The sequence below is a fragment of the bacterium genome (assembly GCA_024226335.1).
GTDB lineage: Bacteria > Myxococcota_A > UBA9160 > SZUA-336 > SZUA-336 > JAAELY01.
Window position 1 is genome coordinate 1 of record JAAELY010000421.1, and the last position, 16,435, is coordinate 16,435.

Here is a 16,435-nt window from a genome sequence, read left to right on the forward strand (position 1 = left end):
ACCCGAAGAAATTCAACCCGAAGACTGGGAAGCCGAAGCATTCAACCAGGTTCCCGAATCAGAGAACCGCATCCATTCCGACGACACCGCCCGGCGCTTTGGCTTCAAAGGAGGCCTGGTACCGGGCGTCACGGTCAGCGCCTACCTCTGCCATCCGGCGATCCAAGCCTGGGGCCGCGAATGGATCGAACGCGGGAGCGCCCGAGTCGTGGTCCACACTCCGCTCTACGACCATTCGAATTTTCGCGTCGAGATTCGCAACCGATCCGCGCGCAGCTACGACGCGGATCTAATAGACAGCGAGAACCGACACTGTGCGGAGTGCAGTGCCGAACTCCCCGATCACGCGCCGGCTTCAGCAGAAATGCGCGGCGACCCTCGAGCCGATCAAGATGGGGACCGACCTCTCGCATCCAGGGATGTCATGGAGTCGCTGCGGAAGAGCGGAATGCGAGCAATGCCGGCCCGCTGGAGTCCGGACTCGGCAATGCTGAGCTATCTCCGCGATCCCGCGCAGATGCCCGAGCTGTTTCGTCCGAACGGGGGGGGATTCGCAAATCCGGCCTTCGTACTCGGCCTTACCAACTGGGCGCTGGCCGCAAACGTGCGCATGCCGGCCTGGTTGCACTTGCAGACGCACTCCCAGAATTACGGATCGATTCCCCCGGAAAGCGAACTGCTAGTGGAGTCAGAGATCGTCGACCTGTTCGCAAAAAGGGGGCACGAGTTCGTGGACCTCGACGTCGTCACGTATCTTCAACCCGAGGACCGGGCCGTAACAAAGACACGGCTTCGTGCGATCTATCAGCTTCGAAGCAGCTGACCAACCCCGAACGAGCTTTCAGGAGAACTTCACCGGGGCCGCTTCGATCTGCCGCAGCGGGAGCCGGAAAGTGAAGATGGCGCTCTCCCCAACTGCACCTTGAGCCGCAATATCTCCACCGTGCCCGCCCACGATGCGGGCAACGTTGGCCAACCCGGTCCCGGTCCCAGAGTACTCGGAGCGTGTATGCAAGCGTTGGAAGATCGTGCGAGGCGATGTAGGCAAACTGTTCCAGCTCCGCGTTGGAGCGAGCGAGGTCCCGAGCGCGAGTTCCGAGCGCCGTCTCGATGCGCCTCCGACGCGCAATCTCGTGAGTCAGACCGTCGATCACCTCCCGCTCGTGCTCGTAGGCCTGAACGTAGTGCAGCATGAGCCCGGCCATGGGTACCAGATAGGCCACGCTTTTTGGCGTGTGCGCGATGTTGAAGTAGTTGTCGAAAAGCTGACTGGAGCCCAGGGCCATGTACAGTTGAGTTGCCAGCTCCGGAATCAGACAGATCAAGAACGCGTGGCTGAAGAGGGACGGTTCGCGACGGTAAGAACGCCAGAACACGTACGCAGCCGCGGCACAGATGGGGATCGGCGGGATGTCGTAGGGTCGGGTGATCAGAGAGCCGGGAAACTGCGTTTCGGGTAGAGATGCAGTCGTAGCTGCTCACTGGATGATCAAGTAGGCGCTGAGCCCGAACGCGGCACCGACCAAGATGATCTGACGCGCCCCCCCTGCAGGCTACGCGAGCGCCTCCATGTAACGAGCACGACACCCGAAATCAGGAGTAGCGCATTGAAGAAGCGGCAGATTGCCCAGGTGAACGGGACTAGGTTGGCGTTGTCGGCACTGCCTTCAAGCAGGCGTGTGGCCGCAAGAGTATGGAGAGCATCCGTGCACCCGGCAAAGAACAGAGCGAGGCCGACGATCGGCGTCGCAATGTCTCGACTGGCGCGAAAAATGCGAGAAGGCCAGGATGCAGGTGAAGATCGCAACAGAAAAAGCGCTCCACTCGAGCACCACATGAAGAAAACTACCCGCCAACGACCGATGGAGGGAGTCGACCAGGTCGGCCTTCGCAAGCCCGGCGAAATTCGCCGCATCGAGAGATACCGATTGCGAGGCGAAACTGATCCCGAGTTGATTCAAAAACACCGGCAGGATGCAGACCAGCACGACTACCCAGACGAGATATTCGGGTAGTCTCGTACCTTTCTGGCCCATCAAGTGCGCTTCTCCCGGAGGGGGGGGGGAAGATTCAGAAGTGGATCAGTGAAGGCCGTTGCTATTGGGCAGGGTGGCTGTGTTGAACCAATAGCCACCCAGCGTGTTGGCGAGTTCGATCAGACTCTGAAAACTCGAAGGCTTCGTCAGGTAGGTACTCGCGCCACCTTCGTAACACTTCTTGATGTCATCTGGATTGCTCGAGGTCGTGAGGATGAGGACGGGAATCCGGCACAGATCGGGATTTTCCTTGATGGCCCGCAGGGCTGTGCGGCCGTCCATCTTCGGCATATTGAGGTCGAGCAGGATCAGACGCGGACGGGGGGCGGCATCCTCTCCGCAATACTCACCCTCGCGACGCAGATAGGCCATGAGATCTTCGCCGTTGCATACAAAACGCATATCGACGTCGAAATCAGATTCGCCGAAGGCTTCACGAACGAGCAACTGATCGTCGGCATCGTCTTCAGCCATCAAGAGCGTCGGTTTCTGATTCTGCATTCCGCTCATCCAAGTCTCCGATTGAACCATTCGGTAGCCTTCTTGACATTCTTTAGGCGGACTGTCGCTTGTTGACTCCGCTCGTGCATCGATGTCGCGTAGAGGGACTTCTCCAACTCGACACGCGCGTAGTCCACTCGCAGTGGGAATTCCGAAAACAGGGAAGGGATTCTAGTGACCCGAATTGGATGTGCAGAATGCATCAAGCCTGGAAATGCACACAATAAGCCCCATTCGGCCAGTTGCAGACGGACGCAGCGACGGCCGGAGGACCTGCACGTTGCGCGTCCGGCCTGGCGCTATAGTTCACAGGTAGCGCCACCGATGGACATCTGCAGCACGGGAAGACACCTCATGGACGAGTACCGACACCGTCGCCATAGCGGAGGCTCGCCATGCAAATTCCCCTGATGTTCAACCCGACCCATCCGGCCAGTCAATCTAGCTTCGAGTTCTACGCGCCCGGCCGTCCAGAAATCCTGCTCGCCGAGGACGACGACGACATCGCGCAGGCGCTAGGCATCGTGCTCGGCCGGACGTTCAATGTGACGACCGAGAACTGTGGACGCGACGCGTTGCGAACCTATGAAATCGCACCACCGGATCTCCTGCTACTCGACTACCAGTTGCCCGATATGAACGGTTTGCGTTTGTTCGAGTCGATCCGACGGCGCACGGGTGCATGTCCCCCGATCGTGATGATCTCGGCGTTCCCGAGCCGGCGCGAGGACCTGCTTTCCGCGGGGGTCGATTGTTTCCTGGAAAAGCCCTTCGAGACCCGGGACCTGGTATGGGCGATCGAGCAGGCCTTGCACCGCCACTAACCAGGAGGCCGGTGAAGACGCCGGAGAACCCGGAGCGGTTCAGCTTCAACGCCCGAGTTCGAGCGCTAGATCTGACAGCTTGATCGCGCGGAGGAGGAACCAGCTGCGCGATGTTCGTCTGCTCGGCACGGGGAATACCCAGAACCCGCAGTAGACCCAGCGGCTGCGTGATGTGCCGCTCGACGAAGTCGCAATAGTCGAGACCGCCGAACCGTACAACACGGCGCTCGGAAATCCGCAGGTCATCAGCAAAACCTGTTCGACGCTGACCGCCTGCTTGCCGTTGGCTCCAAACTCGGGGATGTAGTCGACGACCGGACGACTGACATCGAGCAGACCGTCGCCGATCAAGAGCCAGATTGCAGATGCCACGATTGGCTTGGTGGCCGATGCGATGCTGAAGCGGGTCTTCGCATCTGCGGTTCCGAAGGATTCCGTCCAGATGATCTCGGAGTTCAGCGCCACGGCAACCTGGCAGGCCCTCAAGCCGGCGGAGATTTCCTGCGCGACCGCGTCGCGCAATCTCGCCGTATCGAAGCCGTCGGTCACGATCGACTCGAACCCGCCATGAATCCCCTCCGGGGAGCGCCGTATCACAACGAAACTCGTTGTCCGGGTATGATGGGTGGATGGGAAAACTCGACGGAAAGATCGCAGTCGTCACCGGCGCAAGCCGGGGCATTGGTCAGGAAATTGCCACGCTATTCGCCGCGGAGGGTGCCCGAGTCGCCTGCCTGGCTCGGACGGTCGACGAGGGAGATCACAAACTCTTCGAAGGCTCAGTCAATCGGACCGTCGAGCAGATTCGTACGGCGGGAGGCGAAGCATTCCCGGTCGCCTGCGATGTTTCAACCTACGAGAACTGTGAGGCGGCCATCCGAGATGTGCGCCAGGCCCTCGGACCGATCGACGTCCTGGTGAACAACGCCGCCCTGACCTACTTCCTTCCAATTGCCCAGTTCTCGATCAGCAAGTGGCAGCGCTCGCTGGCGGTGAACTTCAATGGACCCTTCTATCTGTCCCAACTCGTGCTCGAGGACATGATTCCGCGCAAGACGGGAGCGATCGTAAACATCTCGAGCGGCGCGGCGATTGGACCCGGCCGGGCTCCGTACGACGAGAAGACACGGGCCATCCGCGGCGGCACACTTTACGGCGCAGAGAAGGCGGCTCTCGAGCGCTTCACGCAAGGACTGGCTGCCGAGGTCTACGACGACGGCATCTCCGTCACCTGCGTGAGCCCTTCGATGATCGTCGCAACGCCTGGCGTCGAGCACCACCAGCTGCTGCGCGGTCGCGAGAACATGGCCGAGCCAAGCGAGTTCATGGCGCGATCCGCTCTGCTGCTCGCCACTGAACCGCTTTCCAAGGTGAGTGGGCGCGTCACCTACAGTCAGGAAATCCTGCTCGAGTTCGGCTGGATCGAGGCCGGCCACGGGATCGGCATCGAAGGAAAGGGCTCGGGCTTCTCCGAGATCTGAGTGCCGCGGCACCGGTGCTCGAGAGAGGCCGGAGGCTCGCTCGCAGCGATGGACTTCCCACACGCCACTGACCCGCCTTGCCCTGACCCGACCTGAAGTCGGGCCATTTGCAAAACTTCTGTTTCGAACGCAGTGGACCTCTTGATCGGTTCGCTGGCGATTCACATGCTTTGCGCCTACTACGGTCGCCAACCTCTCCAGGAGTGAAAGCATGTTGAAGGCGCTACTGACTCGCTACGAGCGCGCTCCCGATGAACGGGTCAACTGGCTCGCAAGCATTCCCTTCATTCTCATACATGTCCTTCCGCTCGCCGCGATCTGGACAGGCGTCACGCGCTTCGACCTGCTGCTCTGTGCCGGATTGTTTGCGGCCAAGATGTTCTTCATCACTGCGGGGTATCACCGCTATTTCTCGCACCGGGCCTTCAAGACGACTCGCCTCGTGCAGTTCCTGCTGGCCTTCGGCGGCGGGATGGCGGCGCAGAAAGGCGCCCTCTGGTGGGGAGCGCACCACCGGCACCATCACCGCTTCTCGGATCAACCCGACGACATCCACTCGCCGATGAAGGGCTTCTGGTGGAGTCACATCGGCTGGATCACCTGTGATCGCTACGGCAACACCAACTACGACGACATCAAGGATCTGGCGCGCTACCCAGAACTGCGTTTCTTGAACCAATACCACTGGATTCCACCGATCGCGCTCGGACTCTTCTGCTTTCTGGTCGGCGGCTGGAGCGGACTGTGGATCGGGTTCTTCCTATCGACGGTACTGACCTATCACACGACGTTCCTGATCAATTCCGCTACGCATCTCTTTGGCCGGCGTCGCTACGCGCTGAACGACACGAGCCGAAACTCCCTCCTGATGGCCCTGGTCACTTTCGGTGAGGGCTGGCATAACAACCACCATCACTACCAGGCTTCAGCAAATATGGGCTTCTTCTGGTGGGAGATCGACATCTCCTACTACGCACTCCGATTCTTGAGCCTGTTCGGGGTGGTCTGGGACCTGCGCACTCCGCCGGAAACGGCGCTGGAGGCAAACCGGGTCACAGAAGGCAATCCCGACGTCGGGATGCTCCTGCACTAGACCGGCTTCTCAGTGGATCGTGTTAGCGGGGCGAGTAGAACTGCTGGGTCCAGCGCCGGAATGCGGCCAGCGCCGCGTCGGCGTCGCTGAATACGGGCCGGTTGCGAAAGATCATATTCGACCAGATCTGCATATCGTCCAGCACGCCCTTCGTAAAACCATCCATCAGATCTTCGCCGCCGATATCGACGAAGTTCCGGGTCGTGGACAGGACCCAACGCGTGATCGTGTTGTTCTCGTCGACCGGCGAGGTCGATGAGAACATGTACATGCCAATTCCGGGAATGCCGTCCACATACACGGCTGAGGTTCCCAGTCCCCAGGTATCCCGCACGAGTTTCGTCTTGACGATCGAACCGTCGCGCCCGGTGTGTTCGACGTCGCTCGTGGCGCGAAAGAAGTGCCCATCCTCGCTGTAGTCGACCTCCGTCGGAGGCGGACTGGCCATTCCGTGGACGAACTGAAAATGCACCGGGTCGCAGTTGTTCTCGGCCAGGGCCTGCATGTGCACGGGGACTTCAAGGTCGAAGTACCTGGGCTCGCACCATTCGGGATCCTCGAACTGCGAGATCGTCGGCACCTGCCACGAGGGTTGCTTGTCCTCGGCATGATGCCAGACGAAGATCATGAGGTTCTTCTCATCCACCTGCCAAGGACGCTGGCAGGCCTTTGTGGGAATGTTTTTCGCGTAGGGAATGACGGTGGCCGCGCCAGTTTCGCCGTCGAACTGCCAGGCGTGGAAGGGACAGCGGACATTGTCTCCTACGACTCTTCCCCCCTCACCGAGATGAGCCCCCAGATGGGCGCAATAAGCGTCAAGCACGCGAGCTTTTCCGGAGCGCGTGCGGAAGAGCACGAGTTCCTCGTCGAAGTAGCGCACCCGCTTCACTTCGCCGATGGCTAGATCACGACTCCAGGCGACTGCAAACCAGCCGTTTGGAATTCCAGGGGTCTGATGACCTTCACGTTGTCGACTCATGAGTTCCTCCGTGGGAGACGCGAGTGATCGAGCCCCATTCTCTCGGGTTCTTCAGGCTTCCAGTGTTTTGAAACGCTCGAGAATGCGGACGCCATTGGGATGCTCCAGAATTCGCCCGTGGATGGCCTTGCGTTGATCGTCGATCTGGAGCTTCGGTGCCTCGACCAGCACGAAATGGGTAATGGTCCGAAACAGGCGATCGATGATCTCGGCACCCTTCACGGTACCGCCGCCGACGCTCTTGAAGGTGATCGAACGCAGTTCTCCCAGGTTCGCTCGTAACGAAGTGACATGAATGACCTCGTCCTGGCGAATGCGCTCGATGATCTGCGCGGCTTCCTCCGCCTGAGCGCGCCGGTCTGAAAACAGCTCGGTAGTCCGCAAGATGCGCTGATTGAAGCTGAACAGACTCTCCGCACCGTACTCGATCATGAGCAGATTCATCATGAACAGGATGAGCCGCTCACATTCCTCGGGAATCTCCGGGGCCAGACGCTTTTCCGCGTCGGGCCGTCCGAGAAACTCCGGAGCCGTCGCCATCGGGAAGTCCTTGGGACCGAAGGCGAGATCGCGCACGACGAACCACATGACATCGTGAGCGCCGATGCTATTGCCGGGCTCTCCGCCCTCATCCACTCCATGGGACTTGAGCATGCCCTTGTTCAGATGCCCGATTCCCATCTCAGAAATATCCTCGACGATGATCTCCTGCAGATCCGGGAAACTCATTTCGGCAAGGACGCGACCGCGCGCCTCGAGCAACCCGGTAATCGTGAGGGAGTCCCAGAACACCCGCTCGACACCCTCTCGCAACAAGAGCTTCATCTGCTCTTCGCTCGGGTAGCGCTCTCGTTCAACGATGGCCGGATCAACGGGGATGATTTCGTTTCCGCGCTCGCGAAGCGCCGCGGTCCATGCGTCGACGGCGCCCAGGCGCACGCGTGTGCGGGGCGAGAGGTAATTCCCCTGCGCGTCGAATCCCCCGTGTACGCGCTCGCCACCCACAACGTGCTCCCGCGCGTAATCGTGGTGACTCATGATTTCGCTCTCGCTGTAGACGAGTTGCTTCATATCGACCTCTCTTGTCTAGAGCCCTTGGTCAGGCGGAAAGTGCGGGTGCCCCGGCAGAGCGCAACTGTTCGTAGACTGGCGGCGGACCCACCTCGAGTTCCTCGCGAACCACGTCGATCGGTCGCTCGAATAGCGCCGCCCAGTCCTGCTCGGCCAGCGGCTTGGCGCGCTTTCCGCGGCGATACCCCTGGCGGGCCAGCTTGCCGAGTTCCGAATTCCAACCCGCGCGTCGCACCGCCTGGAAGACCAGGTAGGCGATACCGCGGTTGTAGGTCTGTGCGATCCCGAACGCGAGCACGCCGACCTCGCCGTGCAGATCGCGATCGTACCCGGCAAGCACGTGGTAGACGTCGTGCAGGTTTCGCAGGCGCGAGCCGTAAACATGTTCCTCGTCGCTGGTCGTCACTCCGCGATCCCCCAGGACTTCGGCAGCTTCGGCACTCGCCTGGGCCAGCCCTTCGGTGCTGATACCCTCGCGAATGAACCACTCGATGAGGGTCCGCCCGAGCGAACCTTCTGGCATGGCCAGCAACCGCTCCTTGTCCGTGAGAACGTCGTAAAGATCGCACTTGTCGCGCAGGATCTGCGCTCCGCGCGCCGAACTCTTGAAGCGCTTGAAGTGCCGCTTGCTGGAGTTCCCGGACAGTGCGCCGATGACCTGGATTGCCAGTGCGGTGTCATCGGGATTCTGGCGGGCCTTCTTCATCGCGCGCATCGCAACCAACGGACGCATTCGGGCCATGCTCATTCCTCCACCGCGGATTCTCCGCGTTGGACCGGGACGGGATTCGAAAGACCGGGGTCTTCCCCCATCCACAGCCGGGCGGCGAATACCGGGCCTGGACTCCAGTATACTGGAACGAACCGGATGTGGCGTCGGGCACGGGAATCCGGCCCGCGCGAGCCCGACCCCGATTCTTCTATCCCAGACTCGAACCCAGAATCCCGAACAGCCAGGCTACCGGAGTGCCGGTACAGAGGAGTGCCCATGCCGGCCGAATTCGCAGGAAAGACCGCACTCATCACGGGGGCCAGCAATCGCACTGGAATCGGTTGCGCCATCGCGGGACGTCTGGCGGCCGGTGGGGCCAATGTGGTGGTCTCGGATCTGGCCGGTGGGCCCGAAGTCGCAGAAGGCATCCGGCGCGGCTCGCTCGCGGCGCTCGAAGAGATCGCGAGCGAACTGGCCGACGCCCACGGCGTCCAGACCCTGGCCCTGCCACTGGATGTAACCGACGACGAGTCGGTGCAATCCGCCGTCAAGGCCGTGGGCGAGCGCTTCGGCCGCATCGACGCACTCTACAACAATGCCGGCACCGTCTTCGGTGCGCCATCTGTGCTGCACGAGTACGATATCGGGGCCTGGCAGAAGACTCTGGACGTGAATCTGACGGGCGTTCTACGAGTGACGCGCGCCGCCGTTCCGCTGATGCAGACGTCGCCGAGTGCCATCGTCAATACCTCCTCACGAGCGGGCAAGACCCCGGCGGCGACCAACGGCGCCTACTCCGTTTCCAAAGCGGGCGTAATCATGACCACCAAGGTCATGGCCGTGGAACTGGCTCCTCTGGGGATTCGGGTCAATGCCATCTGCCCGGGCCTGATTGCCACCGACCTTCAGAAAGGCAATGTGGCCCTGCGCGGCCACCTCTGGAACGTGAGCCTCGAAGAGGCGGAAGCCCGTCTGCTCAGCGCGGTTCCGATGGCGCGCATGGGAAGCGTCGAGGAAGTCGCCGAACTCTGCGCATTTCTCGGCTCGGATGCTTCGTCGTATATTACGGGACAGGCCCTCAATATCGGCGGCGGTATGATGGTCGAAGTCTGACGTACAGAGGCGCACGGACGGAGATTTGCAACGCTGGCGACTGCACTTGACGGCATCGCGCTAGACGACACCTGGAAAGGGAATCGATATGGAATTCACAACCGGCGGCGAAGCCGCCGCCCACGCTCTTATGGCGCACGGCGTCGACACGATCTTCACCCTGAGTGGTGGGCATCTAAACCCGATCTACCTGCACCTCGAAAAAACGGACGTGCGCTTCTTCGACACGCGGCACGAGCAGGCCGCAGTCTGGATGGCCGAGGCCTACGGGCGCCTCACGCGACGCCCGGGTGTCGCCCTGGTGACCGCGGGCCCAGGCTTCACGAATGCCCTGACTCCGATTGCCAGCGCGGCCATGGCCGCGACGCCGATGGTGCTGATTTCCGGCTGCGTCGGTGTGCGCATGATCGAGAAACTCGATCTGCAGGACATGCGTCAGGCGCCGGTCATCGAACCGATGGTCAAGAAAGCTCTCATCTGCCACCACGCCGATCGAATTCCCGAGTTCGTCGACCTCGCCTTCCGCGAGGCGACCAGCGGGCGTCCGGGACCGGTGTACCTCGAACTGCCCGTCGACGTCTTGACCGCGGAACCGGGCCGAGATGTATCGATTCCGATTACGCGCGTCGACTCGCAGGTCGTCGATCGCGCCAAGGCGAAGGAGTTGATGGATCTGATCAGCCAGGCGGAAAAGCCGGTCATCGTGGCGGGTAGTGGCGCCTGGTACTCGGACGCGGGTGAAGAACTGAAACGTTTCATCACGGCCACCGGGCTTCCGATCTTCACCTCTGCCAACGGACGGGGTGTCGTTCCCGATACAGATCCCCTGTGCTTCGGCGGCATCCTGGCCATCCGGCCGGGTTCGGGTATGTACGCTGGCGGGAATACCGATCTGGTGATCCTGCTCGGCAGCCGGATCAATCTGTTCTGTCTGTTCGGTGACACCTACAACCCCAACGCGAAGATGGTCCAGGTCGACATCAAGGCCGAGGAGATCGGGCGCAACCGGCCGATCGATCTGCCGATCGTCAGCGATATTCGCGCGCTGGTCAGCGAACTGAATGAAATCGTCGAGGCCTCGGGCAAGTCCGATAGTCTGCAGAAGCGGTTTGCCCCGTGGATTCAGGAACTCGGACGCGCCCACGAAGAAGGCATGGCGAGGGGTGAAGTCGATTGGCGCAGCGACAGCAAGCCGATCCACCCGATGCGATTGGTCAAGGACATCGACGAGTTCATGAACCGCGAAGACGACATCGTCGTAACAGATGGTGGCGACGCCACCACCTGGATCGGCATGACCCGCACCATGCGACAGGCAGGTCACTACCTGGACTACGGGCTGTTCGGCTGCCTTGGCGGCGGCCTTCCCTACGCCAATACCGCCAAACTGCTCTACCCCGACAAGCGGGTTCTACTGTTCACCGGCGACGGTTCCCTGGGATTCAACTTCATGGAGTTCGAACGAGCCATCACCAAGGGCTTGCCGGTCGTGGTCATCATCTCCAATGACCTGGGCTGGGGAATGATCCGGCACAGCCAGGTCGTGAAACTCGGGCGGGCAATCGAGCCCGTAACCGAACTAGGCCGCATCGACTATCACCGCTTCGTCGAAACCATGGGCGGGGTCGGTTTCCTGGTCGAAGAACCCGATCAGATCCGCCCCGCACTCGAGGAGGCCTTTGCATCGGGCAAGACGGCCTGCATCAACGTGATGACGGATCCGGCGACCATCAGCCCGGGCAGCATCGCACTGGCCAACGTGGGCGCGTATCAATAGAACCGGACAGCGCTGCCGAACGCAGCGGGGGGGGGGTGGAGCTCAGCGACTCTCCACCTCTCGCCGCGTTTGTCGGGTCATGATGCGCTCGATCAAGGCCGGCGACAGCCGGGAAAGCCACCACGACGTGCGGGCGACACCGCCTAGCAAGAGAAAGCGCGTCTCCTTCTCGACGGCCCGGATCAGAATCGATGCAGCCTCACCGGGATCCATGCTCTTGCCGATGGTCTGAGTTGCCTGCCCCGGCCGGGCCGTCCCCTCGTAGAGACCCGTCCCCTCGAGGTTGTCCTTTTGCGTAGCGATGAAGGACGGACAGACGATCATCACCCGCACTCCCCGATCCACGAGTTCGCTGCGGAGCGTCGAAAAGAAGCCCATCATCGCGTGCTTGCTGGCGGAATAGGCGCTGCGGCCGTGCAGTGGAGTGAAGCCCGCCACGCTGGAGACCGCGACAATCATCCCGCGGCGTCGAATCAGACCGGGCAGCAGCAGCTTGGTGCAGGTAACGCTGCCGCCGAAGTTCACCGCCATCACCTGATCGATCGTGGAGAGTTCGGTGTCGAGCACGCTACTGAAGTGCGTGATACCGGCGTTGTTGATGAGCAGGTCCACGTCACCGCGCTCTGCGACCAGCTTCTGCAAGACCTCGGTGCACTGGGGTACGTCGGTCACGTCGAGACGTCGGGATTGGAACTGATCCGACGAGATCGAGGCATCGAGCGCAGCCAGTTCATCGCGATTGAGATCGAGCGCGCTGACGAGCGCGCCCTTTTCGATCAGTTGCCTGCACAGGACTCGACCCAGGCCACCGCTGGCACCCGAGATCACCACGTGCTTTCCGCGAATATCCAAGTACGTGCCCCCCCTCGCGGACCCCAGCCCCGAAACTCGCTAGGCGGGGTCGAACTGTTGAAGCCCCGCCACGTCCTTGAGTATTCCGCGCCGACCCACCTGTTCGCTGGAGACGAAGTCCTCCAGAAGTCCTCGGTCGGCGGGCGTGTTGGCCAGGAAGCGAGCGCCGCCTTCGGCGGTGCCGAGCACGATACCCCGTTCCGGCGAACCATCCTTGCCGTACAACACGGTGTAGGCTTCAACGACGGCATCGCCGTGCACATCGGGCACGACCGGGCGCGGGGTACAGTTCAGTTTTGCAGAGGGCAGATCGTCGCATAGGCCGCGTGTGGGCGCACTTCCCGGCTTGGGCGAGGACGCCCAGAGACTCGCCGCGTGCTTGGTCAGATACCAGCCATTGCCCGTCACCAGGCCGACCTTGTCACTCCCACCGCGAACACACTCGGCCATGGTCGCCAGCGAGTGAAGCGTGTAGGCGCTAGCCGGTCCGCCCGCGTAAGGCAGTCCGCCCGTCACGGTGAATCCGCGCGGATCGTCTTCACTCAACCCCAGCTGGCGAATGGCCGTCTCGACCGCGACCGGGAAACAGCTGTAGAAATCGATCAGATCAACATCTGAGATCTGAATGCCGGCGTTTTGAAGCGCACTCTCTGAAGCGTCCAGCATGGCTGGACAGCTGGCGAAGTCGGGCCGTTCGCTGGAATTCCAGGCCTTCTCGACGGACTCCGCCCCGCCCCACCAGTAGACCAGCTTTTCCCGCGGAACACCGGCCTCCAGAGCCGCGCTCTCGGACATGATCAGCAGCGCAGCCGCCTGATCGGTATTCAAGATCGCGTTCAGATATTTCGGATAGGGGAACGCGATCATACGATTTTGTGCCGTCGGAGTCGTGAGTTCGGCAGCATCCCGGAATGTGGGGAACCAGGCATACGGATTTGCGGCTGCGACCTTCGTGAAGGCGCTGAACAGCTTTCCCACCTTCTGGGCGTGCTCGTCCAGACTGAGTCCCCGGCGCGCGCGCAGTGCGTTTTCGAAGATCGGATAGATATCCGACGGCATGTCCATGCCGTATTGGCGCTCGAGATCCGAATTACCGGGACGAACTTCGCCGATGCACTCAGGTGCTGGGCCGCCTCCCTTCGCCCAGCCGAGATCTCGCTTGATGGCGATCGCCCGACGAAGCGTTCGCAGATTATTGCAGCCCGCGAGTAGCCCGATCTTCGTCTCGCCGCGCGTGATTCGTTCCGCCAGCAGGTTCGCAGCCGTGATGCCGATCTGGCCACCGAGTTCGGTGGTGAACTCTGTGCTGGGCTTCGCACCGATCACATCGCTGAGCAGACGAGCTGGATTCGTTGCGCGCCAGCCGGCCACGCTCACGACGGCGACGGTATCGAGACTAGCGAGGGTCGCATCGGTGATCCCCGCATCCTGCGCAGCCTGACGCGTCACCTGCTCGAGCATCTTCAGCGGTTCGAGAGCGTCATCCAGTTCGGCATCGCGCTGAACCAACTGACCAACACCGACGATTACGGGACGCTCGGATACGGGCATGGGATCTCCTTCAGGGCGCAGTCTAGCAGCCCGAGGAACGCCTCGGGCAGTCGCAGGTCAGGGATCTCCTGCCCGTAGCGCCTGAGCTCAGTAAGCGCCTTGTTTCTCGAAGATTGAGCGCGGGTTGTCGCTCACCATGGCCGTCAGGTCGGCTTCACTCATGCCCTGTTTGCGCAATGCGGGAACCACATCGTCGGGAATATGGCGGAAGTTCCAGTTTGGCACGGTAGGTTTCATGATCTGCTGGATCATGTCCTGGGGCCAGAAGTCCATGTGACAGCAGGCGTCGTGCGAGAGCACCATCTGGTTCGCGTAGCCTCGCTTGCCCAGTTCCACGATCGTGGCCACGCGCTGGTCGGTGGAGTTGATCATGTCGATACCGAAACGATCCATGCCGATCGTGCTGCCGCGGCGCAAGACCCGCTCCAGGTAGTCAAGATCGTTGCTATCGCCGCAATGGCCAATCACCACGCGCGAGAGATCGACGCCTTCGTCTTCGAACACGTCCTGCTGACCGGGACCGACCTCCGCCGCCGCATCAGTATGGGTCGAAATCGGAACGCCAGTAGCGCGTTGCAGGCGCGCAGCGACACGCAATAGCTTTTCGTTGACCGTGGTGATTCCGGCAGCATCAGTTGCGCACTTGATGATACCCGCCTTGCTATCGGTCCCCTGGATTCCCTTTTCGATGTCCTGAATCAGGAACTCGACGATGCGATCGACCTCCCAGCCATTCATCCAGGGTTCTTCGTGGTAATACAGACCGGTCGCTGCAATCACCTGGATCTCGGCCCGCTCCGCGACCTCGCGCATGATGTGGATATCGCGGCCCAGATTGATCGGCGTCAGATCGACGAGCGTCTTCACGCCACATTTCCGCGCCGCCGTGGCCTCCTCGCTGGCAACCTCTGTCGCGCGCCCTACGTCGACCCAGTCGTTGAAGGCCAGGCGCATCGAACTGTTCGCGATGAAGATGTGCTCGTGCATGAGCGTAAAGCCCAGATCGGCTGTGTCGATCGGACCGAGAATCCCCTGGACTGTCGCCATGTAGAAGCTCTCCTGGTATCGGCTGGACCCGGTTCCAGCAACCGGCCCCGGACAGTCTAGCCGTCCGGCTCGCGTATCGGGGAACGGGCCGCGAGGCCCACTCGATCATTCGCGATCGAGACGGATCTGATCCGGGTATTGAGCGGCGAGCCGGAGCGGTTCGCCGCCGCTCTTGTAGCGGAAGTCGCACTCGTTCGAACCGAGTGCGAGTGTACCGGTGCGCCTCAAACCCTGGCCCCCGGCGTCGCTCATCGTATCGTCGCTCGCACACAGGTGGTCGCGACGGATACACCGCGGTCCGCCTGCAATGAACGCGTGTCTACACGAATAGCGACTCGCAGCCGGTACCCGCCAGAACTCCATCGACGGACTCGCGCGCCTTCTCGGGCAATGCGCCGTAGTGTTCTCGCAGCCAGCGCAGGCATTTGGCCTGGTAGACGAATGGAACTTGAACCCACGGTTGGCCGTCGACCTCGCACTCGACGCTCTCGTCCCCACGCTCGATGGCCGCAGCATTGCCCAACAGGAACGGCGCGTACACGCGCCCGATTTCACCGAGCAGAGCGCGAAGCGTATCGGGGGGCTGCCCCAGATCGAGCCAGTCCGATTCGCTCACCTCCATTCCGGAGAGATCCTCGAGACTCTCGGTCCAGGCGTAGGCGCGTGGGGAAATCTCGAGCGCGATCTGCATTGGTGTCGGATCGGTGATGACCAGCATCGTCATCTGACCAAAGCAGGCGAAGTCTCCAGCGCCCGGGCGGCGACCGAGCAGAAAGGGTTGGTTCTGGAGATGGGCATCGAAGATGTGGAGGAAACGCTCCCAACTAGCTTCGATCACCGGAGCTGTCGTGGGATTGGAGCCGACGACGCCGATGCGGGAAATCTGTCGTTCCGCAACCATCTTCTCGAACTGCTGCCCCACCGACACGGGCATGGTCATGGATTGGGCATAAGGCATATAGGCCGAAGCCTTCTTCGTATCCGCAGCGTACGCCCAGCGATAGTGGAACATGCACTTGCTAAGCCATTCGTCTCCATAGTCTTCGATGAGCGCATCGATGAAGGCCAGCGCGGGATCGAGGGGACGCAAAGGACGCTCCGGGAAGTCGGCCTCGAGTCGATCGAAGATCGGCGTGGTATCCGACATCGGGTCACTGGGCTCCCCATCCGGACCCGGGAAGACCAGGCATGGCATGAGCGGCAGCGGTCGTTCCGGAAGACTCTTTTGCTCGGTGCTACCGAAGATGACGAAGCGATAGGGGATGCGTCGAAAACGCAATGCGGCCCTTAGCTTGCGCGTATACGGGGACGCGCCCACCCCGATCAGCCTGAGTTCACCGTCCACGATTCGTGCTCCAATCATCCCTGGTCCATAGCTCGGTTCTGTCGCCCATTGAC

At 61.5% G+C, this 16,435-nt stretch carries 17 protein-coding genes; 7 read left to right on the top strand and 10 right to left on the bottom strand.

The genetic code is table 11. The features are described 5' to 3' along the window. Together GY725_20530 and GY725_20535 are read left to right on the top strand one after the other, a co-directional pair. A partial coding sequence (locus GY725_20530) for a hypothetical protein (protein MCP4006572.1) occupies window positions 1-823 on the top strand: 823 nt, incomplete at its 5' end. A gap of 1,012 nt (window positions 824-1,835) precedes the next feature. Continuing rightward, window positions 1,836-2,015 (top strand): hypothetical protein, encoded by a 180-nt coding sequence (locus GY725_20535; GenBank protein ID MCP4006573.1) that lies wholly within the window; start codon window positions 1,836-1,838, stop codon window positions 2,013-2,015. A gap of 66 nt (window positions 2,016-2,081) precedes the next feature. Here GY725_20535 and GY725_20540 read toward each other — a convergent pair whose 3' ends face one another. After that, on the bottom strand, window positions 2,082-2,537 hold the full coding sequence (locus GY725_20540) for a response regulator (GenBank protein ID MCP4006574.1): 456 nt from the start codon (window positions 2,535-2,537) through the stop codon (window positions 2,082-2,084). A 395-nt stretch (window positions 2,538-2,932) separates the two neighbouring features. Between GY725_20540 and GY725_20545 the strand changes: the two genes are divergently transcribed. Beyond that, window positions 2,933-3,361: a response regulator gene (locus tag GY725_20545; GenBank protein ID MCP4006575.1), complete on the top strand. Its 429-nt coding sequence runs from the start codon at window positions 2,933-2,935 to the stop codon at window positions 3,359-3,361. A 45-nt stretch (window positions 3,362-3,406) separates the two neighbouring features. Here GY725_20545 and GY725_20550 read toward each other — a convergent pair whose 3' ends face one another. Further along, complete coding sequence (locus tag GY725_20550; GenBank protein MCP4006576.1) at window positions 3,407-3,910, bottom strand: beta-lactamase family protein; 504 nt, start codon at window positions 3,908-3,910, stop codon at window positions 3,407-3,409. An 80-nt stretch (window positions 3,911-3,990) separates the two neighbouring features. Between GY725_20550 and GY725_20555 the strand changes: the two genes are divergently transcribed. Together GY725_20555 and GY725_20560 are read left to right on the top strand one after the other, a co-directional pair. Beyond that, complete coding sequence (locus tag GY725_20555) at window positions 3,991-4,842, top strand: SDR family NAD(P)-dependent oxidoreductase (GenBank protein MCP4006577.1); 852 nt, start codon at window positions 3,991-3,993, stop codon at window positions 4,840-4,842. Between the two features lie 211 nt (window positions 4,843-5,053). Further along, window positions 5,054-5,935 carry an acyl-CoA desaturase gene (locus GY725_20560; protein MCP4006578.1) on the top strand — a complete coding sequence of 294 codons (882 nt, stop codon included), beginning with the start codon at window positions 5,054-5,056 and terminating at the stop codon, window positions 5,933-5,935. A gap of 22 nt (window positions 5,936-5,957) precedes the next feature. Here the strand turns inward: GY725_20560 and GY725_20565 are convergent, their stop codons facing one another. Genes GY725_20565 through GY725_20575 form a run of 3 tightly spaced genes read right to left on the bottom strand, consistent with a single transcriptional unit; the run spans window position 5,958 to window position 8,727 of the window. After that, a complete protein-coding gene (locus GY725_20565; GenBank protein ID MCP4006579.1) occupies window positions 5,958-6,914 on the bottom strand; it encodes a Rieske (2Fe-2S) protein in 957 nt (318 codons plus the stop codon). A gap of 51 nt (window positions 6,915-6,965) precedes the next feature. After that, complete coding sequence (locus GY725_20570; GenBank protein ID MCP4006580.1) at window positions 6,966-7,985, bottom strand: hypothetical protein; 1,020 nt, start codon at window positions 7,983-7,985, stop codon at window positions 6,966-6,968. A gap of 28 nt (window positions 7,986-8,013) precedes the next feature. Continuing rightward, window positions 8,014-8,727 carry a hypothetical protein gene (locus tag GY725_20575; protein ID MCP4006581.1) on the bottom strand — a complete coding sequence of 238 codons (714 nt, stop codon included), beginning with the start codon at window positions 8,725-8,727 and terminating at the stop codon, window positions 8,014-8,016. A 246-nt stretch (window positions 8,728-8,973) separates the two neighbouring features. Between GY725_20575 and GY725_20580 the strand changes: the two genes are divergently transcribed. Continuing rightward, window positions 8,974-9,810 (top strand): SDR family oxidoreductase, encoded by an 837-nt coding sequence (locus GY725_20580; protein ID MCP4006582.1) that lies wholly within the window; start codon window positions 8,974-8,976, stop codon window positions 9,808-9,810. Window positions 9,811-9,898: 88 nt separating this feature from the next. After that, window positions 9,899-11,587, top strand: coding sequence for a thiamine pyrophosphate-binding protein (locus GY725_20585; GenBank protein MCP4006583.1), 1,689 nt, complete (start codon window positions 9,899-9,901; stop codon window positions 11,585-11,587). 42 nt (window positions 11,588-11,629) lie between these two features. Here the strand turns inward: GY725_20585 and GY725_20590 are convergent, their stop codons facing one another. The 5 genes from GY725_20590 to GY725_20610 form a co-directional block, all read right to left on the bottom strand. Beyond that, a complete protein-coding gene (locus tag GY725_20590; protein MCP4006584.1) occupies window positions 11,630-12,439 on the bottom strand; it encodes an SDR family oxidoreductase in 810 nt (269 codons plus the stop codon). 39 nt (window positions 12,440-12,478) lie between these two features. After that, window positions 12,479-13,990: an acetyl-CoA acetyltransferase gene (locus GY725_20595; protein ID MCP4006585.1), complete on the bottom strand. Its 1,512-nt coding sequence runs from the start codon at window positions 13,988-13,990 to the stop codon at window positions 12,479-12,481. Window positions 13,991-14,077: 87 nt separating this feature from the next. Continuing rightward, on the bottom strand, window positions 14,078-15,037 hold the full coding sequence (locus GY725_20600; protein ID MCP4006586.1) for a phosphotriesterase: 960 nt from the start codon (window positions 15,035-15,037) through the stop codon (window positions 14,078-14,080). A gap of 105 nt (window positions 15,038-15,142) precedes the next feature. Then, window positions 15,143-15,289, bottom strand: a complete 147-nt coding sequence (locus tag GY725_20605) for an L-2-amino-thiazoline-4-carboxylic acid hydrolase (GenBank protein ID MCP4006587.1) — start codon at window positions 15,287-15,289, stop codon at window positions 15,143-15,145. Window positions 15,290-15,356: 67 nt separating this feature from the next. Further along, on the bottom strand, window positions 15,357-16,382 hold the full coding sequence (locus tag GY725_20610; GenBank protein MCP4006588.1) for a glutathione S-transferase family protein: 1,026 nt from the start codon (window positions 16,380-16,382) through the stop codon (window positions 15,357-15,359). Window positions 16,383-16,435 lie beyond the last annotated feature (53 nt).